Raw genomic sequence first — 25,205 nt, forward strand, 5'->3', positions numbered from 1 at the left:
GTGATCTCCGCCTGTCGTGGCAGCGCCACGCGCGGCGGCTCCCCCAGTTTCGCTCGGTGACCCCAGCCGGTTGGGCAGTTCCGCTTGACGCCCGGCGGGCGGTACCGGGAGATTGGCCAGCGCACCTATGAACGATCTCGATCTGAACACCTTGCTCGGCGCCGAGGACGACGAAGGCTCAAGTCGGCGCCGCACTCGGGGCTCCGGTAAACGCGGGAGCGGGCGCAGGCGGCGCCGGCGTCGCAACCGGGGCGGATTCATGGCGCCACTGCTCGCCTTCGTCGTCCTGGCGGGCATCATCGGCGGCGGCGGTTACTTCGGCTACCTGTGGCTCAGCGACGCGCTCGTGCCCGACGACTACACCGGTCAGGGCACCGGTCAGGTCGTCATCGAGATCAAGCAGGGTCAGAGCGCCTCGGAGGTGGCCCAGGAGCTGGAGCGGCAGGGGGTCGTCGCCAGCGCCAGGGCGTTCACCAACGCGATCGCCAACGCCAACATGAGCGACAAGCTGCAGCCCGGCGAGTACAAGCTGCGCAAGGAGATGTCGGCCGCCAGCGCGGTCGCGATGCTCGTCCCCGGGAACCAGTTGCTCGCCAAGGTGCCGCTCAAGGAAGGCCTGCGGCTGTCGCAGACGTACGCCGAACTGGCCGCGAAGACCGGCAAACCGGTCAAGGAGTTCGCCGCCGCGGCCAAGGACGCCGAGGCCCTGGACCTGCCGCCGTACGCCAAGGGCAGGCTCGAGGGGTACGCCTTCCCCGCCACGTACGAGTTCCAGCCCAAGACCACGCCCAAGGAGATGCTGGCGGCGATGGTCAAGCGGTTCAAGCAGACGGCCGAGCAGCTGGACCTGGAAGGCGGTGCCAAGGCGCTGGACCGCACGCCGCACGAGATCATCGTCATCGCCAGCATCGTGCAGGCCGAGGCCGGCCGGAAGGAGGACATGGGGAAGATCGCCCGTGTCATCTACAACCGGCTCGACCTCAAGCCGCCGATGAAGCTGCAGATGGACAGCACGGTGATGTACGCGCTGGGCAAGTTCCGCACCACCGCAACCATCCCGGAGACGCGGACCAAGCACCCGTACAACACGTACATGAATCTGGGCCTGCCGCCCGGCGCGATCACCAACCCGGGCGACGACGCTATCGAGGCGGCGCTGAACCCGGAGAAGGGGAGCTGGCTCTACTTCGTGGCCACCGACCCCAAGAGCAACGTCACCAAGTTCGCCACCACGGACGCCGAGTTCCAGCGGCTCCTGGCGGAGTTCAAGGCGAACGGCGGCGGCTGACGCCTTCACGCGGCCGCTTCACACGGTCGCCTCTCACGGCCACCTCTCACGGCCGCCCGGCGAGTGTCCGGGCGGCCGTGCGGTGTTCCGGCGAGTGTCCGGGCGGCCGTGCGGTGTCCCGGCGATCCCCGGGCGGCCGTGGGCCGGCTTGGCGATAGGGTCGTCCTGTTCGGAAGGAGTGGGGATGCGGGCTGCGGTGATGGGGTCTCCCATCGGCCATTCGCTCTCGCCTTACCTGCACAGGGCCGCCTACCACGCGATGGGGCTCGGCGGGTGGAGCTACGAGGCGTTCGAGTGCGACGAGGCGCGCCTGCCGGGGCTGCTGGCCGAGCTGACGCCCGTGCGCGGGCAGGCCGGCGCCGGTGCGGACGCGTGGGCGGGGCTCTCGCTGACGATGCCGCTCAAGCGGGCCGTGCTGCCCCTGCTCGACACCGTCTCCGAGACGGCCGTCGAGGTCGGCGGGGCCAACACCGTGGTGTTCCGCGACGGGCGGCGACACGGCGACAACACGGATGTCTACGGCATCGAGCAGGCGCTGGCCGAGGCCGGCGTGCCCGCGCCGCGATCGGCGACCGTCCTCGGCGGCGGGGCCACGGCGGCCTCCACGCTGGTGGCGCTGCGCAACCTGGGCCTGTTCTCGGCCACGCTGCTGGTGCGCGATCCCGCGCGGGCGGGGGAGACGGCCGAGGTGGCCGAGCGGCTGGGGGTGGCCCTGGCGGTGGAGACGTTCGACAAGCTCGACCCCCTCACGGGGGTGGACCTGGTGGTGTCCACGCTGCCGGGCGGGGCGGCCGACGTGTTCGCGGACCGGCTGGCGCGGGTGCCCGCGCTCTTCGACGTGGTCTACTCGCCCTGGCCGACCCGGGCGGCGACGGCCGTACGCGCGGCGGGCGGCACCGTGGTCGGGGGGTTCGAGATGCTGCTGCACCAGGCGGTGCGGCAGGTGCGGCTGATGACCGGTGTCACGGAGGTGCCGGTGGAGGCCATGCGGGCAGCCGGGGAGGCCGAGATCCTCAGGCGATCGGTCAGCCGCACGGGTTGAGCGTCCTGACGCCCCTCCTTACGCCGGCGCCCGGCCTGGCCCCCGTCCTGGCGCGGGCCGGCGGGGAAGATTCGAGGATGTCCTGGCGTTGTGGTAATGTAGCTCTCTGATCGGTCCGGCATGCCTTGCTGGACGCGCAAGCGGAGGTCTCCCTCCCACCTGAGTCACCGAAAGGTGGCCGGGTCCAGGATCACGCCGGACTACTCCGGGGAGCTCGAGGCCACGAAGCCAAAGAGCTCAGTGGCCCCGCATGCGCGACGTGCGGGGCTTTTCGCGTCTCGGCGGAGGGCTCCCGGCACGACGAGCACGTAGGGATCGCAAACCTAGGAGGCCCCATCAGCACTGAGCCCCGCATCAACGAGCGTATCCGAGTTCCCGAGGTTCGCCTCGTGGGCCCGAACGGCGAGCAGGTAGGCATCGTGTCCATTCACGATGCGCTCAAGCTCGCCCAGGAGGCCGACCTCGACCTTGTTGAGGTCGCGGCCACGGCTCGACCGCCCGTGTGCAAGCTCATGGACTACGGAAAGTTCAAGTACGAGTCCGCGATGAAGGCGCGCGAGGCGCGCAAGAATCAGGCGCACACGATCATCAAGGAGATCAAGCTCCGGCCGAAGATCGACCCGCACGACTACGAGACCAAGAAGGGTCACGTGGTGCGGTTCCTCAAGGCGGGGGACAAGGTCAAAGTCACGATCATGTTCCGCGGACGCGAGCAGTCCCGGCCGGAGCTCGGCTTCCGGCTGCTGCAGCGGCTGGCGGACGACGTCCAGGAGCTCGGCTTCGTGGAGTCCCACGCCAAGCAGGACGGCCGTAACATGATCATGGTGATCGGTCCGCACAAGAAGAAGGCCGAGGCAAAGGCCGAAAAGGCCGCTGCCAAGGCGCAGCGTGGCGGCGAGGAGCCTTCCCCACCGGAAGCGTGACCCGCAGTTGGGGTTAGCCTTACAGCACCCCAGCAGCCACCGGCAGACGAAGACGCCGCTACCGGGCCGGCCAGCACCGGCCCGGCCAGTGGCACGACCGAAACGAGGAGAGACGGCGACATGCCGAAGATGAAGACGCACAGCGGTGCGAAGAAGCGGTTCCGGGTCACCGGCACCGGCAAGATCAAGCGTCGCCGTGCCAACCGCGCGCACTACAACGAGTGGAAGTCGTCCACGCTGACGCGCCGTCTCAAGAACGAGGTCGTCCTTTCCGACGCCGACTCTAAGAAGATCAAGAAGCTGCTCGCCAAGTAGCGCGAACCCCCGGGGAGAAGAAACATGGCACGCGTGAAGCGGGCGCTCAACGCCAAGAAGAAGCGCAAGGTCGTCCTCGAAAGGGCGAGCGGTTACCGTGGTCAGCGGTCGCGTCTTTACCGCAAGGCCAAGGAGCAGATGCTCCACTCGATGACGTACGCCTACCGGGACCGCAAGGACCGCAAGGGCGCTTTCCGTCGTCTGTGGATTCAGCGCATCAACGCTGCCGCCCGGCAGAACGGCATCACCTACAACCGTTTGATCCAGGGCCTGCGTCTTGCCAACATCGAGGTTGACCGCAAGATCCTCGCTGACCTCGCGGTCAACGACAGCCAGACCTTCGCCACGCTCGTCGAGGCCGCCAGGAAGGCGCTCCCGGCTAACGTGAACGCTCCGGCCGCGAGCTGAAGCGATTGATTTGCAGGGCCCACCGATGACGGTGGGCCCTTTGCTGTTCGTACGAGTGGGGGAAGACGACGATGGGCGGGTCCGAGCTGACCAACGTGAGGTCGCCGCGGGTGAAGGCCGCCAGGCGGCTCACCAAGCGGGCCTTCCGGGACCAGGACCGCAAGTTCCTGGCGGAGGGGCCGCAGGCGGTACGCGAGGCGCTCAAGCTCGACGGCGTGACGCTGGAGCTGTTCAGCACGGCGGAGGCCGAGCTGCGTCACCCCGAGCTCATCAGCGAGGCCGCGCTCAAGGGCATCCCCGTGCACCGGGCCAGCGGTGAGGTCATGTCGGAGCTGTCGCAGACCGTGACCCCGCAGGGGCTGGTGGCCGTCTGCGGGCTCGTGCACGTGCCGCTGGAGAAGGCGCTGGCCGGTGTGCCGTGCCTGGTCGCGGTGCTGGCGCACGTGCGCGATCCGGGCAACGCCGGGACCGTCATGCGGGCGGCCGACGCCGCCGGCGCCGACTCCGTGGTCTTCACCGACGCCTCCGTGGACCCGTACAACGGCAAGTGCGTACGCGCCAGCGCCGGCAGCCTGTTCCACTTGCCCGTCACCATCGGTGCACCGGTCGGCGCCGCCGTGCGTCAACTAAAGGAGCGGGGCCTGCGCGTGCTGGCGGCCGACGGCGCGGGCAAGCACACGCTCGACGATGTGGATCTCTCGGGACCCACCGCGTGGATCTTCGGCAACGAGGCCTGGGGACTGCCGGAGGAGATACTCGCTGAGGCGGATGATGTGGTCAGAGTGCCCATCTACGGACAGGCTGAAAGTCTGAACCTGGCCACCGCCGCGGCGGTATGCCTTTACTCCTCGGCCAGGGCGCAGCGAGTGTCCTAGGCGGCTGGAAACCCGCTATTGTCGGCGTTGTAGGCGGAGGAGGCGAGGTCGTGCACGGCGCAGACACCGACGGGCGAGTAGTGGCCGCCGCGTGCACGATAGCCATCGACGATCTTCCTGACGGCCTGATCGTGGCTGACCGATATGGGTGTGTGACGGCCGTCAACCGGGCCGCCGCGCGGCTCACCGGCGTCGCGATGGAGCGCGCGGTCGGCAGGCACATGAACGATGTGTTCCCCTTCCGCGACCACGACGGGCGCGACTGGTGGAAGGCGCTCGACCCCGAGGGCGGGCTGCGGTCCAGGAGCCGGGTCCCCGAGCGGCCGCTGCACCTGCCAGGAGGCCAGGAGCTCTACGTCGCGGCCAGGCTCGTACGCGAGCCGGAGCGCGGCGGTGAGGTCGAGCGCGTCGCGATCACGCTGCGCGACGGCGGCGCCCGCGCCCGGCTGGAGCGCAGCCGCGCCGACCTGGTCTCCACCGTGGCCCACGAGCTGCGCTCGCCGCTGACCAGCGTCAAAGGGTTCACCGCGACGCTGCTGGCCAAGTGGACCCGCTTCACCGACGAGCAGAAGCGCGTCATGCTCGAGACCGTCAACAACGACGCCGACCGCGTGACCCGGCTCATCACCGAGCTGCTCGACGTCTCGCGCATCGAGTCCGGCCGGCTGGAGGTGCGCCGCCAGGTGGTCGACCTGCCGGCCAGGGCGCGCCGGCTCATCGCGGGCCGGGTGGCGGCCGGCGACACCGATGACCGCTACCGCCTGATCGTGGGCGACCACCTGCCGGAAATGTGGCTTGACCAGGACAAGATCGACCAGATCCTGGGTAACCTGGTGGAAAACGCGGTGCGTCACGGGCGCGGAACCGTGACAATCGAGATCGAGTCCGTCGGATGGGGAGTTGCCGTGTCGGTGCGCGACGAGGGTGAGGGCATCGAGCCCGAGCTGGCTCCGCGCGTCTTCAGGCAGTTCTGGCGGGGCGGCAACAGCCGCCGCCGCGGCGGCACCGGGCTCGGCCTGTTCATCGTCAAGGGTCTGGTCGAGGCGCACGGTGGCACGATCACCGTGCAGCGGGCGCCCGAAGGCGGGGCGGAGTTCCGATTTACCGTGCCCACCGGCACGCCCGACTTCGCCGCCGTCTGAGGCGGAATTCGGGCCCGGTGGGCGGGGCCCACTAGACTCTTTCCGCTCAAGCCCTGGATACGGAGCTCACTCTTGTCTGACTACGACCCCGTCGAGGTGACACCGTTGCATGCCGACGAGGTGTCCCGCATGGAGGCCGCCGCCATCGAGGCGATCAAGGCGGCCGCCGACCTCGACGCACTCAAGCAGGCCAGGCTGGCGCACGCGGGTGACCGCTCGCCCATCGCCCTGGCCAACCGCGAGATCGGCGCCCTGCCCCCGGCCGCCCGCGCCGAGGCCGGCAAGCGCATCGGCGGCGCCCGCAAGGCGATCAACGAGGCGCTGGCCGCCCGCCAGGCCGAGCTGGAGGCCGAGCGCGACGCCCGGGTGCTCGTCGAGGAGGCCGTCGACGTCACCCTGCCCTGGGACCGGCGGCCGCGCGGCGCCCGCCACCCGCTCACCACGCTGCAGGAGCGCATCGCCGACGCGTTCGTCGCGATGGGCTACGAGGTGGCGGAGGGGCCCGAGCTCGAAGGCGAGTGGTTCAACTTCGACGCGCTCAACATCGCCAAGGACCACCCGGCCCGCTCCGACCACGACACGTTCTTCGTGGACTCGACGAGCTCCGGAATGGTCCTGCGGACCCAGACCTCGCCGGTGCAGATCCGCGCGCTGCTCCAGCGCGAGCTGCCGGTCTACGTGATCTCGCCGGGCAAGACGTTCCGCACCGACGAGCTCGACGCCACCCACACCCCGGTCTTCCACCAGACCGAGGGCCTGGCCGTGGACGAGGGCCTGACGATGGCCCACCTCAAGGGCACGCTCGACCGGTTCGCGGAGGTGATGTTCGGCAAGGGCATCACGACCCGGTTCCGGCCCAACTACTTCCCGTTCACCGAGCCGTCCGCCGAGATGGACCTCAAGTGCTTCGTCTGCCGCGGCGCCTCGGCGATCCCCGGCAACCCGCCCTGCCGCACCTGCAAGTCGGAGGGCTGGATCGAGTGGGGCGGCTGCGGCATGGTCAACCCGCGCGTGCTCGTCGCGTGCGGTGTGGACCCCTCGCGCTACTCCGGGTTCGCGTTCGGGATGGGCATCGAGCGGACGCTGATGTTCCGTCACAACGCCGAGGACATGCGTGACATGGTCGAGGGAGACGTGCGCTTCACGCTCCCGTTCGGAATGGAGATCTGATGAGGGTCCCGCTTTCCTGGCTGCGGGAGTATGTCGATCTCCCGGCGGTGACCGCCCACGAGGTGGCCGACAAGCTGACCGCGGCCGGGCTCAAGCTCGAGTCGATCTCCTCGCACGGCCACGACGTCAAGAACGTCGTCGTCGGCGAGGTGCTCGAGATCGAGGAGCTGACCGGCTTCAAGAAGCCGATCCGGCACTGCAAGGTCGAGGTGGGGGAGGCGACGCCGCGCGAGATCGTCTGCGGCGCCACGAACTTCGCCGCCGGTGACCGGGTGCCGGTCGTCCTGCCCGGGGGCGTGCTGCCGGGCGGGTTCGAGGTCGGGGCGCGCAAGACGTACGGGCGCATGTCCGAGGGCATGATCTGCTCCGAGCGGGAGCTCGGCCTGGGCGACGACCACAACGGCATCATGGTGCTGCCCGCCGGCACGCCCATCGGCACCGACGTGGTCGAGCTGCTCGGGCTGCGCGACGACGTGATCGAGCTGGAGATCACGCCCGACATCGGCTACGCGCTGTCGATCAGGGGTGTGGCGCGCGAGGCGGCGACGGCGTTCGGGGTGGACTTCCGCGACCCCGCCGACGTCGAGCTCCCCGCCGAGACCGGCCCGTCGTGGCCGGCCTCCATCGCCGACCCGACGGCGTGCGACCGCTTCGTGCTGCGTGAGGTACGCGGTTTCGACCCGGCCGCCGAGAGCCCGCTGTGGATGCGCGTACGCCTCACCCGGGCCGGCATGCGTCCCGTGTCCCTGGCCGTGGACATCACCAACTACCTGATGCTGGAGCTCGGGCAGCCGCTGCACGCGTTCGACCGGGCCAAGTTGACCGGCGAGATCGTCGTACGCCGGGCCGCGGCCGGCGAGCGCCTGGAGACGCTCGACCACGTGGTGCGCGAGCTCGACCCCGACGACATCCTCATCACCGACCAGTCGGGGCCGATCTCGATGGCCGGCACGATGGGCGGCCTTGAGACCGAGATCTCCGACGGCTCGACCGACATCGTCATCGAGGCCGCCCACTTCTCCGCGACCGGCATCTCGCGCGAGTCGCGCCGGCACGGGCTCGTGTCCGAGGCGTCCAAGCGGTTCGAGCGGGGCGTGGACCGGGAGCTGCCGCTCGTCGCCTCGTGGCGGGCGGTGCAGCTGCTGGCCGAGCTGGGCGGCGCGACCGTGCAGCCCGGGGTCACCCACGCCGAGGTCGAGGTGTCGCCCGCGCGCATCGCGATCCCGGCGGGCCACCCGGGCCGGGTGGCCGGCGTGGCCTACTCCAAGGACACCGTGGTCGCCCGGCTGGAGCAGGTCGGCTGCGTCGTGACCGACGGCGACGACCCGGCCGTGCGCAAGGGCGGCGTGGCCCCGACCGGTGTCGTGACCGGCGGCGCGCTGGCGGCCAGGTTGGCCGTCACCGGCGACGACATGATCACGGTGACGCCGCCGTCCTGGCGGCCCGACCTCACCGACCCCAACGACCTGGCGGAGGAGGTCATCCGGCTGGAGGGCTACGAGAGCCTGCCGTCGGTGCTGCCCTCCGCCCCCGCCGGCGCGGGGCTCACCGAGGCCCAGCGGCTGCGCCGCCGGGTCGGCCGGGCGCTGGCCGAGGGCGGCCACGTCGAGGTGCTCAGCTACCCGTTCATCAGCGCGGACGACTTCGACCGGCTGCAGCTGCCCGCCGACGACGCGCGGCGCCACGCCATGCGGCTGGCCAACCCGCTGTCCGAGGACGAGCCGCTGATGCGCACGACGCTGCTGCCGGGGCTGCTCAAGACCCTGGTGCGCAACGTCGGGCGCGGCTTCACGGACGTGGCGCTGTTCGAGACGGGCCCGGTCTACCGGCCGCGTGAGGGCGCGCCCGGGGTGGCGCCGGTGCTCGGGGTCGAGCGGCGGCCGACCGCCGAGGAGCTGGCCTCGATCGAGGCGGCGCTGCCCGACCAGCCGCTGCGGGTCGCGGTGGTGCTGGCCGGGGAGTTCGAGCGGTCCGGCTGGTGGGGCGGCGGGCGCGCGGCCTCGTGGGCCGACGCGGTGCAGGCCGCCCGGCTGGTGGCGGCCGAGGCGGGGGTGGAGCTGTCCATCAGCGCCGACCAGCACGAGCCCTGGCACCCCGGCCGGTGCGCGGCCCTCTACGTGGGCGACACGCTGGTGGGACACGCCGGGGAGCTGCATCCGCGGGCGATCGAGGCGTACGGGCTGCCGGCCCGCACGTCGGCGATGGAGCTGGAGCTGTCGCGGCTGGAAGCGGTCATGCCGGGGCCGGTCGAGACGCCCGCGGTGTCCGCCTACCCGGTGGCCACGCAGGACGTCGCGCTGATCGTGCCCGACTTCACGCCGGTGGCCGACGTGGAGGTGGCGCTGCGCGACGGGGCCGGGGAACTGCTGGAGTCGATCCGGCTGTTCGACGTCTACGCCGGGGAGCAGGTGGGCGAGGGGAACAAGTCGCTCGCCTACTCGATGCGGTTCCGGGCGGCGGATCGCACGCTGACGGTCGAGGAGACCACGGCGGCCCGGGACGCCGCCGTGGCGATGGCGGCCGATCGGGTGGGTGCTCAGCTCCGCGGCTGACGGGTCTTCCGGGGGCCGGTGCGGCAGGTGCCGTGCCGGCCCCTTCTAGCGGGTGCGGCTCTTGTAGAGCGTGGTGAGGTCGATGTCGATGTCGAACGGGACCGTGAGCTTCAGCCGGTCATGGTGGATGCCGGTCCTGCCGTAGGACTTCGTGGCCCGGTCGAGTTCGTAGACGAAGACGGCGGGCTGGGCGTTGACCTCTTCGATGCGCCAGAAGTGCGGGATTCCCGCCTCGGCGTAGAGGACAGGCTTCCGCTCCCTGTCTCGCACGATGGAGTCCGGCGACACCACTTCGACGGCGAGGACGACGTCTGCGGCATCGAAGCAGGTCACCTCGCCGCCTATGAGCGCCTTGGGGCCCAGGACGATGAGGTCGGGCTCCGGGCGTTGGTGGTGTCCGAGTTTGACGCTCATCTCCTGACGCACTTCGTGTCCTGCGGGCACGAAGTCCTCCAGCTTGACGTGCAGCCGGAAGATGACGGATTGGCGGAAGTCACGCTGGGGGCTCACGAAGACCAAGCTTCCATCAATCAACTCTGTGTGCGCAGGCAAATCCGGAATGTGATCGAGATCTTCTGCTACGAAGCCCTCCGGTGGCGGAAAGACCCAGTCGGGGAGCGAGGGAGGCGTCATCCTAACGATCACCGCTTCGGCAGTCATGGCTCAACGCTACCAATCTATTGTGCTCACACCCTGTAAACGTCAAGACACGGTAGGGAAGAAAAGAAGGGCTTCTATGGCGCTGCTGCTGGTTTTCGGTGAGAGGGATGACGCCGAGGAGGTCGCTGAGACGCTGGGGGAGTGGTTTCCGGGTCTGGGGGTGCCGCGGGTGGTGCGGGAGACGCTGGCCGGGGAGGACGATGCCGAGGACGCTCAGTGGTTGGTGGTCGTGGAGGGGCTGGACGAAGGGGCCCTGGGGAAGGTGGATGAGCTGGTGGAGCGGTATGACGGGTGGCGGGAGGGTGGGTGAGGGGTTCGCCGGGTAGCGAACATCGGTTCCGGTGAGGTTCGGCTCGCGGCAGGGTGAGGGTATGCGAGTCGCCGTGCTGTCCGATGTCCATGGTGTGTTGCCCGCGCTCGAAGCGGTGCTGGCCGAGCCCGAGGTGGGCGCCGCCGATCTGATCGTGCTCACCGGTGACGTGGCCGCGGGGCCGATGCCGGTGGAGACGGTCGACCTGCTGGTCTCGCTGGGGGAGCGGGTGGCGTGGTTGAGCGGGAACGCCGATCGGGAGCTGGTGGAGGTGGCCGGAGGGAAGGTGAGCCCCCATCCGTCGTCCCAGTGGGCCGCCGGGCGGTTGCGGGAGGATCAGGTCGCGCTGCTGGCGGGGCTGCCGGAGCGGCAGGTGCTGGAGCTGGGGCGGCTGGGCGAGACGTTGTTCGTGCATGCCACGCCGCGCAGTGACGAGGAGATGATCCTCGTCGACAGCTCGCTGGAGCGGTGGGGCGAGGTGCTGGCGGGGGAGAGTGCCGACACCGTGGTGGTGGGGAACACGCACATGCCGTTCGTGCGGCTGGCCGACCGGGTGCTGGTGGTGAATCCCGGGTCCGTGGGGATGCCCTATGGGCGGTATGGGGCGCACTGGGCGTTGCTGGATGGGGAGAGCGGGGCGGTGACGTTGCGGTGCACCCCGCTCGACGCCCGTGAGGTGGGGGAGCGGCTGGTCGCCGAGAGCGGGTTCGAGGGGATCGAGGAGTGGGTGGATGAATACGTGAGCAACGTCTATTCCGACGCCGACGCGCTCACGGCGTTCGCCAAGGCCGAGAACCGGCGGTGATCAGATGGTGGCCTTGGCCCCCGCCTCCCGGCGGGCCTTCTCGGCCAGGGCGTGCTCGCTGGTCCTGGCGTCGTACCGGCGGAACTTCGGCAAGGCGGCGGCCAGCGCGAGGACGGCGCCCACGCACAGCAGGCCGCCCGCGCCGAGCGAATAGCGGGTGCCGCCGACGACGGCCATGAGGCCGGCCCGGGCGTTGCCCAGCATGGGGCCGCTGGCGTAGGAGAGGAGCTCGATGCCGGCCAGGCGGCCGCGCAGCTCCGGCGGGATCGTCTGGTTCCACATCGTCATGCGGAAGATGCCGCTGACCATGTCGGCGGCGCCCGCGAGCGCGATGCAGACGAAGACCAGCCAGACGTTCGGGGCCAGGGCGGTCAGGGCCACCGCCACGCCCCAGAGCGCGGCCGCGACGATCACGCCGAGGCCCTGGCGCTGCACCCGCGCTGTCCAGCGGCCGGTGATGGAGGCGATCAGGGCGCCGACCGCGGCGGCCGAATAGAGCAGCCCGAGCGCCTCCGGCGCCCGCAGCTCGTCGGCCAGGAAGGGATACAGCGCCGTCGCCATGGCGAACACCATCGCGGCGATGTCCACCAGGTACGTGCCCATCAGGTCGCTGCGGCCCACCGCGTACCGCACGCCCTCGACCAGCGAGCTGATCGACGCGGGTGCGGCGTCCGCGGCGGGCGGGATCGACCTGACCCGCCACAGCAGCGCGAGCGACAGCACGAAGGTCAGCGTGTCCAGGGCGTACGCGGACGCCGTGCCCCACGCCGTCAGCATCAGGCCTCCCAGGGCCGGGGCCACGATGGCGCCGAAGTTCCAGCGCAGGCTCGACAGCACCGCGGCGGCGCTCTGCTGCTCGTGCTTGACGACCTGCTGGATCACCGCCTCCAGGCTCGGCCGTTGCAGGGAGCCGATGCCGGTGGCGAGGGCGCCCATCACGTACAGGACCCAGATCTGCGGCTCGGGCAGCATCGCGTTGATCATCAGAGCCGCGGAGGTCACCGTGAGGCCCAGCTCGCTCAGAAAGATGATCTTCCGGCGGTCGAGCGCGTCGGCGATGGCGCCGCCCCACAGCCCGCACACCACCATCGGCACGAACTCCGCCAGGCTCACCAGGCCGACCGCCAGGTAGGAGTCCGTCAGCTCCTTCATCTGATACGGCACCGCGACCATGGAGATCATCGTGCCGAACATGGTGATGACCCCGGACCCGAAGAGCAACCGGTAGTCGCGCGAATCGCGCAGCGGGCTCAGATCCAGCGAAAGGTGACGAAGAAGGCGTCTCACTCCAGGCAGCACGAGTGAAAATTGTCCGACAGACGTGGTGTCTGGGGCAAATCATTTCCCGCGCACGAAAGCGGCCCCCGGAATCCGTTCCGGGGGCCGCCTGCGGGAAGGTCAGGACGGGACCTTGTCCAGGAAGCCGAGGGCCTTGCGGATCCTGCCGTCCTCGGCCAGCTCCACCACGTCGAACCCGACCGCGACCGGCTCCCCGCCCGCCGGGCCCAGGTGCCAGGTGAAGCGGGCGGTGTGGTGGTGGGCGTCGTACACCTCGCCGGGGGCGAAGACCAGGCCGGGGAACATGCCCTGCGCGCCCTCGATCACGGCGGCGATCCCGGCGTGGCCGGCGACGTCCGCGAGGGGGTCGGTGTAGGTGGCGTCCTCGGTCCACAGCTCGGCCACGGCCTTGGCGCGGGCCTCGGGGTCGGTCTGGTTCCAGCAGGCGACGTAGCGGTCGATGAGGTTCATGGTGCTTTCCTTCTTGGTACGTGGTTCGGCGGGTTACTTGGCGCGGCTCTTGCGCAGGCCGGTGATCTGCAGCTCGGCGAAGCCGGCCACCACCAGGGCCTGGGCGATGGCCCAGATGGCGCCGACCGTGGTGAAGTCCGCGGCTCCGGTGACGACGGCGGCGACGCTGCCCAGGGTCCAGATGATGTTCAGGGCGATCACGGCCTTGGTGCCGCCGGCGCTGATCTGCCGGCGGCTCGCCAGGAATCCGACCGCGGCGCCGTACACGAGCAGGAAGACGCCGATCCCGCGCAGCAGGCCCGTGCCGGGGCCGAGCAGGGTGCTCACGGGGCCGGCGAAGGCGAGGTAGATCAGCCCGTTGCCGCCGGTTATGACGGCGTCGGCGGCCAGCGAGAGGCGCAGGAACTTCGTCCGGTCGGTGGTAACGGTCAGGGCGGTCATCTCGGGCTCCTTGGTCGGCCTCGGTGCGAACACCTGAAAGATGTCAGGCCGGGGGTAGGGGCCGCGATTACGCGCCAGGTAATGAGGGACCGCGATTCCCGTTGCCACCTGGGGGAACGCGGGGTTTGTGAAGGGCGTCACACGGTGGGCGTCATCGGCTCTCCGCGCGTGACGGGCGCCGGTCCGGCTCGCCGCGTGACGGGCCTCCAAACGGGCCGCCGTACCGGCTCGCCGCCGCCGCCGGTGACGGACACGGCGGCGGCGAGCGGGACGAGCACGTCAGGTGAGGGGGAGGAGCACGTCAGGTGCCCAGGACCTCCCGGCGCAGGTGCGTCTTGAGGATCTTGCCGCCGGGGTTGCGGGGCAGCTCGCCATCCCGGAACCAGACGTGCACCGGGATCTTGAACTTGGCGATCCGGTCCGCCAGGAACGCCTGCAGCTCCTCGGTGGTGACCGACTGGCCGGGGGCGAGGCGGATGACCGCCCCGACCTCCTCGCCCAGCTCGTCGTGCGGCACGCCGATCACCGCGGCGTCGTCGACCGCCGGGTGCTCGAACAGCGCGGCCTCCACCTCGGCGCAGTAGACGTTCTCGCCGCCCCGGATGACCATGTCCTTGGCCCGGTCCACGATGTAGACGAAGCCCTCTTCGTCGATCTTGGCCAGGTCGCCGGTGTGCAGCCAGCCGCCGACGAACGTCTGCGCGGTGGCCTCCGGCTTGTTCCAGTAGCCGAGGATGACGTTCGGGCCGCGTACGCACAGCTCGCCGACCTCGCCGGGCGGCAGCTCGGTGCCCATCGGGTCCACCACGCGCACGTCGACCACGGCCGAGGGCACGCCGATGCTGTCGGGCTTGGCCTGGTAGTCGGCGCCACCGTTGCCGATGGCCAGGGCGGTCGTCTCGGTCATGCCGTAGCCGTTGGAGGGGGCGCGGTTGGGGAGGTTCTCGGTGATGCGCTCCAGCAGCTTGGGCGGGGCCGGGGCGCCGCCGTAGCCGAGGGTGGTCAGGGACGACAGGTCGTACTTGCCGAAGTCGGGATGGGACATGAGCTGCCAGGCGTTGGTCGGCACGCCGATCATCGCGCTGACCCGCTCCCGCTCGATCAGCCGCAGGGCCTGCTCGGGGTCCCACTTGTACATCAGCACCAGGCCGCCGCCGCTGAACATCGTGGTCGTCATGGCCGAGAAGCAGCCGGTGACGTGGAAGAGCGGGACGGTCAGGAGCGTGATCCGGCGGGTCCCGGCCGCCGCCGAGAGGTCCTTGCCGGCCATGGCGGTCGCGCGCATGAGCCCGTAGGCGACCGTCATGGGGGACTGGCCGAGGTTGCGGTGACTGCCCAGGGCACCCTTGGGGTTGCCGGTCGTGCCCGAGGTGTAGAAGATCGTGGCCGGGTCCTCGGGGGACAGCTCGACCTCGGGGAGCTTCGGGTCGGCCGGGATCTCGCCCATCACCTCGTCGAAGGCGCGCGCCCCGGCCGGGGCCGCGCCCCTGGTGACGATCATGGGCACGCCCGTCGAGGCCAGCCTGACCGCGCGCTCACCGTCCGCGATCAGCACCTTGGCGCCCGAGTCGCGCACGCCGTAGGCCAGCTCGGCCTCCGTCCACCAGGCGTTCAGCGGCACGGCGATGGCCCCCGCCGCCAGCACCGCCGAGAAGGAGACGACCCATTCCGGGTAGTTGCGCATGGCGATGGCCACGCGGTCGCCCTTGGTCACGCCGTACTCGTCGACCAGGCGGTTGGCGAGGGTGGCGGCGCGGGCGAAGTGGTCCTTGAACGTGATGTGCTCGTCCTCGTACACCAGGAAGACCTGGTCGCCGTGGAACCAGCTGGTCTCCAGCAGGGCACGGAAGTGGGCGGGTGCGTGCTTCCATGTTCGTACGCCGGTGTCGCCGATCTCCTCTATCTCGAACAACTGGCCGGGGCCGGTGAGCTGGGCCTGGACCTGGGCGTGCGAAAGAGACATGCGCAGAACTCCCGCAGTGGACGATTATTCCGGATAAATCACAGTACCGACCGGTAGGTACGTCGCGCTAGAGACCCGCGTGCAGGTGGGTGGTCTGTGAAAGTTTCATCTGACCGCCGATAGTTTCTGCCTGCCAACTGCTGCTTTAGCACTGTTGTGAGGTCGCCATTGACCGTGCACGAGCATGTCAATACCGTCTGCGATGCGGTCCTATCGGGGCCGAAAACTTTCGGAATCGAGTGCCTGCCTCCGGAGGTAGATGTCCGTGCATTCGTCCTCGCTCCTCAGAGCCCTCACGTTGGTGGGGATGCTCGCAACCTTCCTCCTGCCCGCCGTCTCGGCAGAAGCGTCCGCGTCCCTGCGCACGCACGCCGCCGCGCGGGGCAAGTTCATCGGTGCGGCGCTCGCCACCAGCCCGCTGTCCAATGAGACCTCCTACCGCAACATCGCGGCCACCGAGTTCAACCAGGTGACCGCCGAGAACGCGATGAAGTGGGATTCCACCCAGCCCAACCAGGGCCAGTTCAACTTCTCCGGCGCCGACGCCATCGTCAACTTCGCCACCCAGAACGACCAGCAGGTCCACGGCCACACGCTGGTGTGGCACAACCAGACGCCGGGCTGGGTGCAGAACCTCAGCGCCACCGCGATGCGCACGGCCATGCAGAACCACATCAGCCAGGTCGTCGGCCGCTACGCGAACAACCCGGCCGTGGTCTCGTGGGACGTCGTGAACGAGGTGTTCAACGACAACGGCGGCATGCGCTCGTCGTTCTGGTACAACACGCTCGGCCAGAGCTTCATCGCCGACGCCTTCCGCGCCGCCCGCGCCGCCGACTCCAACGCCCGGCTGTGCATCAACGACTACAACGTCGAGGGCATCAACGCCAAGAGCACCGCGATGTACAACCTGGTCTCGTCGCTGCGCCAGCAGGGCGTGCCGGTGGACTGCGTGGGCTTCCAGGGCCACCTGTCCATCCAGTACGGCTTCCCGAACGACCTGCAGCAGAACCTCCAGCGCTTCGCCGACCTCGGCGTCCAGGTGCGGATCACCGAGCTCGACGTACGCATGCAGACGCCCAGGGACGCCACCAAGGACGCCACCCAGGCCACCTACTACCGCAACGTCATCAACGCCTGCAACGCCGTCACCGCCTGCGCCGGGGTGACGATCTGGGGCTTCACCGACCGGTACTCCTGGGTGCCGGACACCTTCCCCGGTGAGGGCGCCGCGCTGATCTACAACGAGAACTACCAGCAGAAGCCCTCGTACACCGCCGTGCACGACGCGCTGGCGGGCGGCACCACCACCGACCCCACCCCGCCGACCACGCCCGGCACGCCGACCTCCGGCAACGTCACCTCCAACTCCGCCACGCTGACCTGGACCGCCTCGACCGACTCCGGCGGCAGCGGGCTGGCCGGATACAACGTCTACCGCGAGCAGGGCACGACGGACACGCAGCTCGGCCAGAGCACGACCAACTCGATCACGCTGACCGGGCTGACCCCGAACACCCAGTACCAGGTGTACGTGCGGGCGCGCGACGGGGCCGGGAACCTGTCGGCAAACTCGCCACTGGCCACGTTCACGACCACTGAGGGGCCCGGCGGTGGCGGCTGCACCGCGGCGGGCACCGTGCAGACCCAGTGGAACAACGGGTACGTCGTCCAGCCCGTGACCGTCACCAACACCGGCACCTCGGCCATGACCGGCTGGACCGTCACCTTCACCCTCCCCGCCGGCCACACCCTGGCCGGGTCGTGGAACGCCACCCTGACCGTCAGCGGTCAGACCGTGACCGCCAGGAGCGCCGGCTACAACGGCAACCTGGCGCCGAACGCCAGCACCAGCTTCGGGTTCCAGGTCAGCCGCTCGAGCGGCAACACGCAGACGCCCTCCGGCTACACCTGCGCATGAGCGGGGATCCCCTGGGACCTGCCCGCCTGCCCGCCCGGCACCCGGTCCCGTCCCAGGGGATTCTCTCCAATGGGAATATTGACTTTTAAACCGTTGAGGTCTGTCGTTCGCCGTAGGAGGTGAACGGCATGAACGAATGGGATGCCACCTCGTACGCGGGGAAGGAAACCATCCTGCGGGTCGTCCAGGACGAGGCCGAGCGGCTGTTCGCGCTGGCCGAGCCCGAGGAGGCCTGGGAGGCTCCGACCGCCTGCACGGGCTGGACGACGCGTGACGTGGTCGCGCACATCGTGGACACGACGGAGGGGTACTTCGCGGCCTTCGACGCCGCCCGGGGCGGGGGCGACCTCGGCACGGCGTACGGGCTGACCGGGATGGGGACCCGGGTCAACGAGCAGGCCGTGGCGCTGCGCGGGATCCCGCAGAAGGAGCTGCTCGACCGGCTCAGGACGGACTTCGCCCGGATGCAGGCGATCCTGCGCGACCTCGGCGAGGACGAATGGGACGGGCTGGCCGTCCCGCACTTCTACATGGGGCCGCTGCCCGCGTACTTCTACGCGGCCGGGCAGCTCATGGACTATGCCGTGCACTCGTGGGACATCCGGCAGGGCACCGGCCGGGCGCACGGGCTCTCGGGGGAGGCGGCCGACCTGCTCGTGCCGTTCATGTTCGTGCTGTGGCAGTCGACGATCCGGCAGGGTGCGGACCTGACGCCGTTCGAGCTCGGGATCCGGGTGGGCGGCGTCAACGGGGGTGACTTCCACGTCTCGGTGGGGCCGGGCGGGATGACGTACGCCCCGGGCGGTCTCGACGGGCTGCCGGCCGTGATCGAGTTCGACGCGGGAAGCATGGTGCTGACGACGTTCGGGCGGAGCAACGCGGGGACGGTGCGGGGCGATCTGGCGATCGCCGACCGGTACCTGAACCTGTTCTTCCGGATCTAGCGCCGGCCTGGGGCTCGGTGACCTGCTGGTGTGCGGGCCGGCAGGTCACCGAGCCGCGTCATGGTCCGTCAGGCGAAGATGGCGTTCACCGCCTTGCTCACCTCCGCGAGGGGGACTTTCTCACGCTGGCGTTCGAAGGTGATCCACTCCTTGCCCTCCGCGGCGACCCCCTCCAGGACGTGCAGGGCGTTGTCGAGTCCCGCCGTGTCGAGGGTCCTCTGCGACGCGCCCAGCGGGGTTTCGTCCTCATGCTTGGTGACATCTGTGGGTGGATCGGTCACCTTGACCTTGATCGGGTCGCCGTTGGTCAGCGTCAGCTCGAAGACGTTCTCTCCGTTGTCGGTCTGGGCCACCTGGACGGAGGTGAACGCGTCGTAGCGGTAGTTGGTGCGTGCCCGGCTGCGGAAGATGGCCTTCTGGAAGTCGAGGTGCACGGTGTACTGCCGCACGCCGTCCTTGGTGAGCAGGAAAAGCAGGATCTTGTACTTCGAATAGCGCCATGGCCCGTTCTTGATGCGCGCCCTGTCGTAGGAGGGTGTGGCGGGCGCCTCGATGAAGGCGTGGGCGAGGACGTCCTGCCGCCTCAGCCGGTAGAGGCCCATCGCCTGCTCCATCAGCGCCTTGCGGTCGCACTCCAGCCAGCGGGCCATCTCGAGATCGTCCGGTCTGTTGGCGAGTTTGCTCTTCCACCGGTCGAAAGCCGCCTGGCGGCCGGCCAGCAGGATCCGCCCACTGTCGAGCGGACGCGCCAAGGCCCGGCTGAAGAGCCGGAAAGATCCTCCGAAGGCCGCGCTGCAGCCCCACTCCGGTTCACTGCTCGCGAGCAGGCGTTGCGCTCTTCTGATCGGTGGCCGTGAATCTTCTTCTTCGGCTATGTGGTGACGTTTCTGCCTTTTATGAGAAGCCAGAGCATGAGCAGAGCCTCGCCCACGAAGGTGAACATGGATGCCGTGGGTGCGAAGCCCGGGACGAGGATCACGCCGAGGCTGTCGGCGAGGTAGCCGAGGCCCGCGATCACCAGCAGGACGCCCAGCAGCCGCGGCGCGTAGCCCGAGCGGTAGGCCAGGTGGCCCAGCAGGGCCAGGTGGACGCCGAAGAGGAGGAGTCCGGCCTGCCAGATGTCGTGGAAGGCGTCGATCTTCGCTAACGCCTGAGCCGGATCAGCCCCGGGGACTCCGGCGAGCTGGGCGATGGCGACGGCGAACACGCCTGCGTACACCGCTCTGAGCCAGGCGGCGAGGGTGGCGATGCCCTCGTGGGCGGGTCGGAAGAAGGCCAGGAGCGCCCAGGCCGCGACCACGTCGAGGACGGCGACCAGGAGCAGGCCGGCCACGCCGGAGCGGAACAGGCCCTCGGCGGCGCGGATGTCCGCGGCCGTCCTGGCGGCGTCGCCGGGCGTGACGAGGCGTTCCAGGACGCCGAAGTTGGCCAGCGCCGCCAGGACGGCCAGGGCCAGCAGCGAGAGGCCCGCCACCAGGGCGGCCGTCCGGATGTGGTGAGGCGTGGTGCGGGACGTGGTCATGCTCTCCCCTGCGGGACGGCCGGCGCGCCAGGTCGCCGCGCATCGGCGATGTATAAAATCTTTGACATTCGCCAATGTAATGAATCGTTGACGTGATGTCTAGAATCTTTTACATCGCCGAGCAGGGTCGACCGGCGGCCGGAGTGAAGGGGAGTCAGGGGTCAGGGTTCCAGGGTGATCCCCTCGCGTCGGAGGTCCTCGATGATGCCGTCCACCAGGCGGGTGGCGACCGTGTGGCGCAGCCGGCCCTCGTCGCGCAGCTCACGGACGGCGGGTACGGGGTCGGGGTCGGCGAACAGGCGCTCGTCGGCGTAGTCCACCGGCCGGCCGGTCGGGTCGACCGTCCACCAGGACGCCTCCATCGCGATGCCGTTGGGGTCGCTGAAGTAGATGGAGCGCAGGAAGCCGTGGTCGATGACGTCGGTCACCTCGCAGCCGTGCGCCTTGAGCCGGTCGCGCAGCCGGATGAGCGCGTCCTCGTCAGGCAGGTGCAGGGACAGGTGGTCGAACTGCGCCGCCTTCGCGTACGGCACGCCGGCGGGCTTGGCGAAGCTGTCGAGTTGCTGGTCGGTGTACTCGAAGAAGGCGACGGTGTTGCCCGTGCCCACCTCGAAGAAGTAGTGCTTGAAGGCGGGCAGGGCAAGGGTGGTGACGAGGCGGGCGTCGAGCACGCCGTGCCAGAAGCGCACGGTGGCGTCCATGTCCGAGGTCACCAGGGCGAGATGGTGCACGCCGCGCCAGTGCACCGTTTCCGGGGTCGCAGCCATGGGTCAACCGTATGCCTTTCAACTATCTCCGTTAAGCCACTGCTTCGTGACGGCGGTCGGCCGCAGGTCGTGGCTGGGGTCCTCCGGGCCAGGCGCCGGGGCTCGGCGGGTCAGGGAGTCCAGGTGACGGTGGTCGTGGTGGCGGGGGAGTGGCCGTACTCGGGCGAGACCGCCTGCACCTCGATCGTCGTGCTCGGCTCCGTGCCCGCGCGGTCGAGGCGGCCGACGTAGTAGGCGTCGTTCGGGGTGGCGCCCAGGTGGGTGCGGGTGCCGTCGGGGTTGCGGCGGTAGAGGTCGTAGTGGTGTACGCCGGGCGAGCCGGTCCAGGCCACGCGGAGGGACTTGCGGGACGGGGAGACGTCCGTGGACCCGAGGATCGTGAGGTCGCGTGGCGCGGGCGGCACGTCGATCGCGCCGTCGTAGACGGCGAGCCGGCCGATGCGGAGGTCGTACGCCTCCTTGCGGCCCGTCGTGCGCAGGGCGATCTGGGCGATCGTCCGGCCGGCGTGGGCCGACAGGTCGAACGTCTTGCGCTCCCAGCCGGTGCCCGAGGTGCGGCCGAGGTCGAAGGTGGTGAACGTCGTGGGGGCGCCGGTGAACGACAGGGCCACCTTGAGGTTCGTGGCGCCGGCCGCGGGGGTCTTGACCACGACCGACAGCTTCGTGTCGGCGGCCACGGGCAGGCGTGACTGGTAGAGGCGGACGGTGTTGACCGCGTCGAGGCGGCCGGTGAGGCGTAGGGACGAGCCGCCCTCGTACGCGTCGCCGAAGTCGATCGAGGGCGTCAGCTTCGTGCCGCCGGACGAGACCAGCCACTGGTACGTGGGCGGCACGTCCTGCAGCGACAGGTTGTTCCACCCGCCGGTGCTCACCCGCGTCCCGCCCACGTTGTAGAACTCCCCGTGCCCCAGGTTGAACCCGGTCACGAACGGCTTGGCGGTGACCGGCGACGACTCGGCCACGTAGGCGGCCAGGCCCTTCCACGGCGAGGCGGTCGAGGTGTCCGACGGGTCGGTGTTGGCGCCCACCCAGAAGCGGGAGTCCCTGGTACGGAAGTCCGCCGGGCCCGACGACGACTTCCAGGTCCATTCGGGCCGGTAGATGCCGAGCGAGGCGAGGTGTGGACTCCCGGCGGGGAACACGGCGTCCCAGGGGACGGGGGTGTCGTAGCCCCGCGCCTCGGTGTCGATGCCGGCGTACAGCTCGTGCTCGTCCCGGCCGAGCGACCTGGCCAGGTCGCGCGAGGAGGCCAGCTTGGCCGCGGTCCAGCCGAAGTCCAGGAACATCGAGTCGGAGACGCGCGCGGGGTCGGCGAGGAAGGCGTCGTTGTCCGGGGTGAGCGCGTCCTGCCAGGTGATCGAGCCGGACTCGGTCATGGCGTCGTACCACATGAACTCGACCGGGCCCTGGCCGCGGGCGTACTTGATCAGCGAGCGCAGCTCGGTGGCCAGCGCGGCGTCGCCGCCGGCCGTCTCCTGGTTGATGAACCAGCCGTCGAAGCCGTAGTGGCGGGCGACCTCGACCAGCTTGTCGGCCACCGGATAGGCCGAGCCGTCCTTCTGGACGAAGTCGCGGACCCACTGGATCTGGCCGCCGTAGACGGTGGGCGGGAAGAAGACGGTGCCGTACACCTTGACGCCGTTGCGGTGGGCGGCGTCGATGACCGTGGGGTTCGGGGCCAGGATCAGGCCCTCGCCGGCCGAGCCGCCCCAGAAGACGAGCGTGTCGACGTACTGCCAGTGGGCGAAGGCGTAGTAGTTCGCGTCGGGGGAGCCCTGGGACGGGTTGCCGGAGGTGGGGGCGAACGACACCAGGGAGGCGACGCGGGCCTCACCCGCGCGGGCGCCGGCGTTGGCCTTCAGCGCGGGGTCCTGGACGCGGGGGCGCAGCGGGACTCGGGAGCGGTTGAACCTGGCGTCGGGGTCGGTGGCGGGGTCCCAGGTGAGGATCGAGTCCGGGTACCAGTAGGAGGCGTAGGGCTGGTCACCGGTGGCGGCTTCGGCGGTCTGGGGGACGGTCGTCAGGGCGGTGATGGCGCAGATCGCCGGTAACAGGCTGCGTCGTCCCATCTGAGCTCCTTGTCATGGCCGGGTCATAGCCGGTCGAGTACGGCGTCGATCCCCCTCGCGGCGAGGTGGGCGGGGTCGCCGGCGCGGGCGGCGGTCACGATGGCGAGCGGGCCGGACTCGCGCAGCCGCACCCACTCGGCGTGGAAGGCGCTGCCGGGCGCGACCTCGGCGCGGCGCTCCGGCTCGGACCTGAGGTCCACCTCGCACACCAGCGCCGGCCGGTGCCGGGCGGGGGCGTGCGGGCGGCCGGCGGCGGCGGCGAGCTCCCTGGCTGCGGGCTTGATCCGGTGGTCCGCGGTGAACAAGCCGAGGTCGTACTCGCGCTCGGGGAAGTCGGCCAGCGACCGGTCGAGGTCGTGGGAGCACCACCAGGTGACGCCCCACAGGGCCGGGTTGGGGGTGACCGCGTCCAGCAGGCGGCGGACGAACTCGGGGGCGTCGGCCTCGGGCACGTCGGGCCGGGGTGCGCCGACCTCCTGGAGCCAGACCGGGCGGGCCGGGTCGGGCGAGGTGGCGGCGGCCAGCTCAACCAGGTAGTCGGCGTGGGTGACGGTGGCGGGGCCGAGCGGGCCGTCGAGGGCAGAGACGCCGTTGAACACCCACGAGTGCACGGTCGTCAGGTCGCCGAGGTCGACGTTGTCGGCCGGGTGGAAGGGGTGCTCGGGGTCGTACCAGGTGGCGTCGTAAAGGGAGTGCAGGGTGAGCAGGCCGGGGGCGGCGGCGCGGGCGACGCCGAGCAGCTCGGCGGCCCACTCCCGGGCCGCACCTGGGGTGGCGGGGCTGGCCGGGTAGAGGTTGTTGACCTCGTTGCCCAGGGTCACCGCGAACACGTTGTCGCGGGTGGCGACGGCGCGGGTGAGCGTGTCCACGTACGTGACCAGGCCCGCGCGCACCTCCGGATCGGTGAACACGCCGCGCCGGTGCCAGGTGAGGACCCACGACGGCAGGAAGTCGAAGCTCGACAGGTGGCCCTGCAGCAGGTCCACCGCCACCGACAGGCCGAACTCGGCGGCGGCGTCGATCACGGCGAGCAGGTCGGCCACGCCCCGCCGCCTGATCAGCGTGCGGTTGGGCTGGATCCAGGGCCAGACCGGGAAGATCCGCACGTGGTCGAGCCCGATCCCGGCCAGGTCCTCGAAGTCGCGGCGGGCGGTCTCGGCGGGGTCGTCGAGCCAGCCGTAGAACCAGCCGGCGGAGGGGACGTGGTTGGCCCCGAAGCGGGGCCGCGCGGGAGGATGGGGCACGGGCTGGACTCTAAACCGCTTTAGTGTCCTTGCCAAGAGCCGGCGGCGCGGTGCTCCGCCGGACGACCAGCCGGGGGGTGGCGGTCTTCACGTCGCGCCTGGCCGCCGGATCGGCGATCACCTCGAGCATGAGCTCGGCCACCTGCCCGCCGAGCGCGAACGTGTCCCGCGACAGCGAGGTGATGCTCGGGTGCGTGACCCGGGTCAGCACGGAGTCGTCGAAGGCCACGACGGACAGCTCGTCCGGCACGCGCACGCCCATCTCCATCGCCACGCCCAGGCCGGCCAGGGCCATCACGTCGCTGTCGTACACGATCGCGGTCGGCCGGCGGCCCCGGGACAGGAGCGTCCTGGTCGCCGCGGCGCCCTCGGCGTCGCTGAAGTCGGTCGGCACGGACACGGCGTCCACCAGGCCGAGCCGCTTGACGGAGTCGCGCAGCGCGCGCATGCGCCGCTGCGTGTGCCGCAACCCCGGCAGCCCCGCGACGTGCGCGATCCGCCGGTGCCCGAGCGCGGCCAGGTAGTCGACGACCGACAGCATGGCCTCCCGGTCGTCGGCCCAGACGCTGGCCAGCGAGCCGTGCCCGCCGGGCCCGCCGAGCACGACGGCCGGCACGTCCAGCTCCTCCAGCGCCGCGAAGCGCGGGTCGCGGACCTTGGGGTCGACCAGGATGAACCCGTCCACCCGGTGGGCCGAGGTCCACTCCCGGTAGACCTCGATCTCGGCCGCGGAGTCCTCCACGACCAGCAGGTGCATCGCCACCTGCTGCTCCGACAGCCGGGCCTGCAGGCCCGACAGGAGCTGGGCGAAGAACGGCTCCACGCCCAGCGTGCTGGCCGGGCGGGCGATCACCAGCCCGACCGCCTCCGCCCTGGCGCCGCCGAGCGCCCTGGCGGCGCTGTGCGGGCGCCAGTTCATCTCCCTGGCCACCTCGAGGATGCGGGCCCTGGTCGCCTCGCTGACGCCGGGCCGCCCGTTGAGCGCGAACGACACCGCGCCCTTGGACACCCCGACCCGCTGCGCGATGTCGGCGATCGTCGGTCGGCCCAACGCGTGCTCCTTCTCCGAGGCCCCTATTGACAGCGGAGTCTAGC

At 70.4% G+C, this 25,205-nt stretch carries 24 protein-coding genes; 13 read left to right on the forward strand and 11 right to left on the reverse strand.

Annotated elements, in window-relative coordinates:
- Positions 1-259 precede the first annotated feature (259 nt).
- From mltG to AB0J69_RS13645, 9 genes are all read left to right on the forward strand, one after another.
- Positions 260-1,288, forward strand: a complete 1,029-nt coding sequence (gene mltG / locus AB0J69_RS13605) for an endolytic transglycosylase MltG (protein WP_364116575.1) — start codon at positions 260-262, stop codon at positions 1,286-1,288.
- A gap of 184 nt (positions 1,289-1,472) precedes the next feature.
- Positions 1,473-2,330: a shikimate dehydrogenase gene (locus AB0J69_RS13610; protein WP_364116577.1), complete on the forward strand. Its 858-nt coding sequence runs from the start codon at positions 1,473-1,475 to the stop codon at positions 2,328-2,330.
- 335 nt (positions 2,331-2,665) lie between these two features.
- Entirely contained in the window at positions 2,666-3,253 is a 588-nt protein-coding gene (gene infC / locus AB0J69_RS13615) for a translation initiation factor IF-3 (protein ID WP_364116687.1), read from the forward strand.
- A 120-nt stretch (positions 3,254-3,373) separates the two neighbouring features.
- The gene (gene rpmI / locus AB0J69_RS13620; RefSeq protein ID WP_090761693.1) at positions 3,374-3,568 is read left to right on the forward strand and encodes a 50S ribosomal protein L35; all 195 of its coding nucleotides are present in this window, start codon (positions 3,374-3,376) and stop codon (positions 3,566-3,568) included.
- Positions 3,569-3,592: 24 nt separating this feature from the next.
- Positions 3,593-3,976, forward strand: a complete 384-nt coding sequence (gene rplT / locus AB0J69_RS13625) for a 50S ribosomal protein L20 (protein ID WP_364116579.1) — start codon at positions 3,593-3,595, stop codon at positions 3,974-3,976.
- Positions 3,977-4,047: 71 nt separating this feature from the next.
- Positions 4,048-4,851, forward strand: coding sequence for an RNA methyltransferase (locus AB0J69_RS13630; RefSeq protein ID WP_364116580.1), 804 nt, complete (start codon positions 4,048-4,050; stop codon positions 4,849-4,851).
- 50 nt (positions 4,852-4,901) lie between these two features.
- Positions 4,902-5,993: an ATP-binding protein gene (locus AB0J69_RS13635; protein ID WP_364116582.1), complete on the forward strand. Its 1,092-nt coding sequence runs from the start codon at positions 4,902-4,904 to the stop codon at positions 5,991-5,993.
- A 129-nt stretch (positions 5,994-6,122) separates the two neighbouring features.
- Positions 6,123-7,163 carry a phenylalanine--tRNA ligase subunit alpha gene (pheS, locus tag AB0J69_RS13640; RefSeq protein WP_364116689.1) on the forward strand — a complete coding sequence of 347 codons (1,041 nt, stop codon included), beginning with the start codon at positions 6,123-6,125 and terminating at the stop codon, positions 7,161-7,163.
- Positions 7,163-9,715 (forward strand): phenylalanine--tRNA ligase subunit beta, encoded by a 2,553-nt coding sequence (locus AB0J69_RS13645; RefSeq protein WP_364116583.1) that lies wholly within the window; start codon positions 7,163-7,165, stop codon positions 9,713-9,715. Before pheS ends, AB0J69_RS13645 begins: the two co-directional genes overlap by 1 nt.
- A gap of 45 nt (positions 9,716-9,760) precedes the next feature.
- On the opposite strand, the gene AB0J69_RS13650 is transcribed toward AB0J69_RS13645, so the two are convergent.
- Positions 9,761-10,375: a Uma2 family endonuclease gene (locus tag AB0J69_RS13650; RefSeq protein WP_364116585.1), complete on the reverse strand. Its 615-nt coding sequence runs from the start codon at positions 10,373-10,375 to the stop codon at positions 9,761-9,763.
- Between the two features lie 76 nt (positions 10,376-10,451).
- Here AB0J69_RS13650 and AB0J69_RS13655 point away from each other — a divergent pair, with 76 nt between their 5' ends.
- Together AB0J69_RS13655 and AB0J69_RS13660 are read left to right on the forward strand one after the other, a co-directional pair.
- Positions 10,452-10,685, forward strand: coding sequence for a hypothetical protein (locus tag AB0J69_RS13655; RefSeq protein WP_364116587.1), 234 nt, complete (start codon positions 10,452-10,454; stop codon positions 10,683-10,685).
- A 61-nt stretch (positions 10,686-10,746) separates the two neighbouring features.
- On the forward strand, positions 10,747-11,490 hold the full coding sequence (locus AB0J69_RS13660) for a metallophosphoesterase family protein (protein ID WP_364116589.1): 744 nt from the start codon (positions 10,747-10,749) through the stop codon (positions 11,488-11,490).
- Here the strand turns inward: AB0J69_RS13660 and AB0J69_RS13665 are convergent, their stop codons facing one another.
- From AB0J69_RS13665 to AB0J69_RS13680, 4 genes are all read right to left on the reverse strand, one after another.
- Complete coding sequence (locus AB0J69_RS13665; protein ID WP_364116591.1) at positions 11,491-12,777, reverse strand: MFS transporter; 1,287 nt, start codon at positions 12,775-12,777, stop codon at positions 11,491-11,493. It abuts the gene before it with no gap.
- A 111-nt stretch (positions 12,778-12,888) separates the two neighbouring features.
- Positions 12,889-13,239: a nuclear transport factor 2 family protein gene (locus AB0J69_RS13670; RefSeq protein ID WP_364116593.1), complete on the reverse strand. Its 351-nt coding sequence runs from the start codon at positions 13,237-13,239 to the stop codon at positions 12,889-12,891.
- 33 nt (positions 13,240-13,272) lie between these two features.
- The gene (locus tag AB0J69_RS13675) at positions 13,273-13,680 is read right to left on the reverse strand and encodes a hypothetical protein (protein ID WP_364116595.1); all 408 of its coding nucleotides are present in this window, start codon (positions 13,678-13,680) and stop codon (positions 13,273-13,275) included.
- Positions 13,681-13,981: 301 nt separating this feature from the next.
- Positions 13,982-15,643, reverse strand: a complete 1,662-nt coding sequence (locus AB0J69_RS13680) for a class I adenylate-forming enzyme family protein (RefSeq protein WP_364116597.1) — start codon at positions 15,641-15,643, stop codon at positions 13,982-13,984.
- A 307-nt stretch (positions 15,644-15,950) separates the two neighbouring features.
- Between AB0J69_RS13680 and AB0J69_RS13685 the strand changes: the two genes are divergently transcribed.
- Both AB0J69_RS13685 and AB0J69_RS13690 read left to right on the forward strand, forming a co-directional pair.
- Positions 15,951-17,564, forward strand: coding sequence for an endo-1,4-beta-xylanase (locus tag AB0J69_RS13685; RefSeq protein ID WP_364116598.1), 1,614 nt, complete (start codon positions 15,951-15,953; stop codon positions 17,562-17,564).
- A 128-nt stretch (positions 17,565-17,692) separates the two neighbouring features.
- Positions 17,693-18,508 (forward strand): maleylpyruvate isomerase family mycothiol-dependent enzyme, encoded by an 816-nt coding sequence (locus AB0J69_RS13690; RefSeq protein ID WP_364116600.1) that lies wholly within the window; start codon positions 17,693-17,695, stop codon positions 18,506-18,508.
- A gap of 68 nt (positions 18,509-18,576) precedes the next feature.
- Here AB0J69_RS13690 and AB0J69_RS13695 read toward each other — a convergent pair whose 3' ends face one another.
- The 6 genes from AB0J69_RS13695 to AB0J69_RS13720 all read right to left on the reverse strand — a co-directional run bounded on the left by AB0J69_RS13695 (position 18,577) and on the right by AB0J69_RS13720 (position 25,161).
- Positions 18,577-19,260, reverse strand: a complete 684-nt coding sequence (locus AB0J69_RS13695; RefSeq protein WP_364116602.1) for a hypothetical protein — start codon at positions 19,258-19,260, stop codon at positions 18,577-18,579.
- A gap of 119 nt (positions 19,261-19,379) precedes the next feature.
- On the reverse strand, positions 19,380-20,030 hold the full coding sequence (locus tag AB0J69_RS13700; protein WP_364116604.1) for a DUF4386 domain-containing protein: 651 nt from the start codon (positions 20,028-20,030) through the stop codon (positions 19,380-19,382).
- Positions 20,031-20,191: 161 nt separating this feature from the next.
- Entirely contained in the window at positions 20,192-20,797 is a 606-nt protein-coding gene (locus tag AB0J69_RS13705) for a VOC family protein (protein ID WP_364116606.1), read from the reverse strand.
- Between the two features lie 110 nt (positions 20,798-20,907).
- Positions 20,908-22,866 carry a glycoside hydrolase gene (locus AB0J69_RS13710; RefSeq protein ID WP_364116608.1) on the reverse strand — a complete coding sequence of 653 codons (1,959 nt, stop codon included), beginning with the start codon at positions 22,864-22,866 and terminating at the stop codon, positions 20,908-20,910.
- Between the two features lie 23 nt (positions 22,867-22,889).
- Complete coding sequence (locus AB0J69_RS13715; RefSeq protein ID WP_364116610.1) at positions 22,890-24,110, reverse strand: glycosyl hydrolase; 1,221 nt, start codon at positions 24,108-24,110, stop codon at positions 22,890-22,892.
- A gap of 10 nt (positions 24,111-24,120) precedes the next feature.
- Positions 24,121-25,161: a LacI family DNA-binding transcriptional regulator gene (locus AB0J69_RS13720; protein WP_364116612.1), complete on the reverse strand. Its 1,041-nt coding sequence runs from the start codon at positions 25,159-25,161 to the stop codon at positions 24,121-24,123.
- Positions 25,162-25,205 lie beyond the last annotated feature (44 nt).

Source organism: Nonomuraea sp. NPDC049709 (assembly GCF_040674815.1).
Lineage (GTDB): Bacteria > Actinomycetota > Actinomycetes > Streptosporangiales > Streptosporangiaceae > Nonomuraea.

What these genes read in the sequence shown, in the direction of transcription:
- rplT (WP_364116579.1), top strand. Translation starts at nt 3,593, where the DNA reads ATGGCACGCGTGAAGCGGGCGCTCAACGCCAAGAAGAAGCGCAAGGTC.
- AB0J69_RS13610 (WP_364116577.1), top strand. Translation starts at nt 1,473, where the DNA reads ATGCGGGCTGCGGTGATGGGGTCTCCCATCGGCCATTCGCTCTCGCCT.
- pheS (WP_364116689.1), top strand. Translation starts at nt 6,123, where the DNA reads ATGGAGGCCGCCGCCATCGAGGCGATCAAGGCGGCCGCCGACCTCGAC.
- AB0J69_RS13685 (WP_364116598.1), top strand. Translation starts at nt 15,951, where the DNA reads ATGCTCGCAACCTTCCTCCTGCCCGCCGTCTCGGCAGAAGCGTCCGCG.
- AB0J69_RS13705 (WP_364116606.1), bottom strand. Translation starts at nt 20,797, where the DNA reads ATGGCTGCGACCCCGGAAACGGTGCACTGGCGCGGCGTGCACCATCTC.
- AB0J69_RS13675 (WP_364116595.1), bottom strand. Translation starts at nt 13,680, where the DNA reads ATGACCGCCCTGACCGTTACCACCGACCGGACGAAGTTCCTGCGCCTC.
- AB0J69_RS13670 (WP_364116593.1), bottom strand. Translation starts at nt 13,239, where the DNA reads ATGAACCTCATCGACCGCTACGTCGCCTGCTGGAACCAGACCGACCCC.
- AB0J69_RS13650 (WP_364116585.1), bottom strand. Translation starts at nt 10,375, where the DNA reads ATGACTGCCGAAGCGGTGATCGTTAGGATGACGCCTCCCTCGCTCCCC.
- AB0J69_RS13655 (WP_364116587.1), top strand. Translation starts at nt 10,452, where the DNA reads ATGGCGCTGCTGCTGGTTTTCGGTGAGAGGGATGACGCCGAGGAGGTC.
- mltG (WP_364116575.1), top strand. Translation starts at nt 260, where the DNA reads ATGGCGCCACTGCTCGCCTTCGTCGTCCTGGCGGGCATCATCGGCGGC.
- AB0J69_RS13690 (WP_364116600.1), top strand. Translation starts at nt 17,693, where the DNA reads ATGAACGAATGGGATGCCACCTCGTACGCGGGGAAGGAAACCATCCTG.
- AB0J69_RS13660 (WP_364116589.1), top strand. Translation starts at nt 10,747, where the DNA reads ATGCGAGTCGCCGTGCTGTCCGATGTCCATGGTGTGTTGCCCGCGCTC.
- AB0J69_RS13680 (WP_364116597.1), bottom strand. Translation starts at nt 15,643, where the DNA reads ATGTCTCTTTCGCACGCCCAGGTCCAGGCCCAGCTCACCGGCCCCGGC.
- rpmI (WP_090761693.1), top strand. Translation starts at nt 3,374, where the DNA reads ATGCCGAAGATGAAGACGCACAGCGGTGCGAAGAAGCGGTTCCGGGTC.
- AB0J69_RS13645 (WP_364116583.1), top strand. Translation starts at nt 7,163, where the DNA reads ATGAGGGTCCCGCTTTCCTGGCTGCGGGAGTATGTCGATCTCCCGGCG.
- AB0J69_RS13710 (WP_364116608.1), bottom strand. Translation starts at nt 22,866, where the DNA reads ATGGGACGACGCAGCCTGTTACCGGCGATCTGCGCCATCACCGCCCTG.
- AB0J69_RS13630 (WP_364116580.1), top strand. Translation starts at nt 4,048, where the DNA reads ATGGGCGGGTCCGAGCTGACCAACGTGAGGTCGCCGCGGGTGAAGGCC.
- AB0J69_RS13700 (WP_364116604.1), bottom strand. Translation starts at nt 20,030, where the DNA reads ATGACCACGTCCCGCACCACGCCTCACCACATCCGGACGGCCGCCCTG.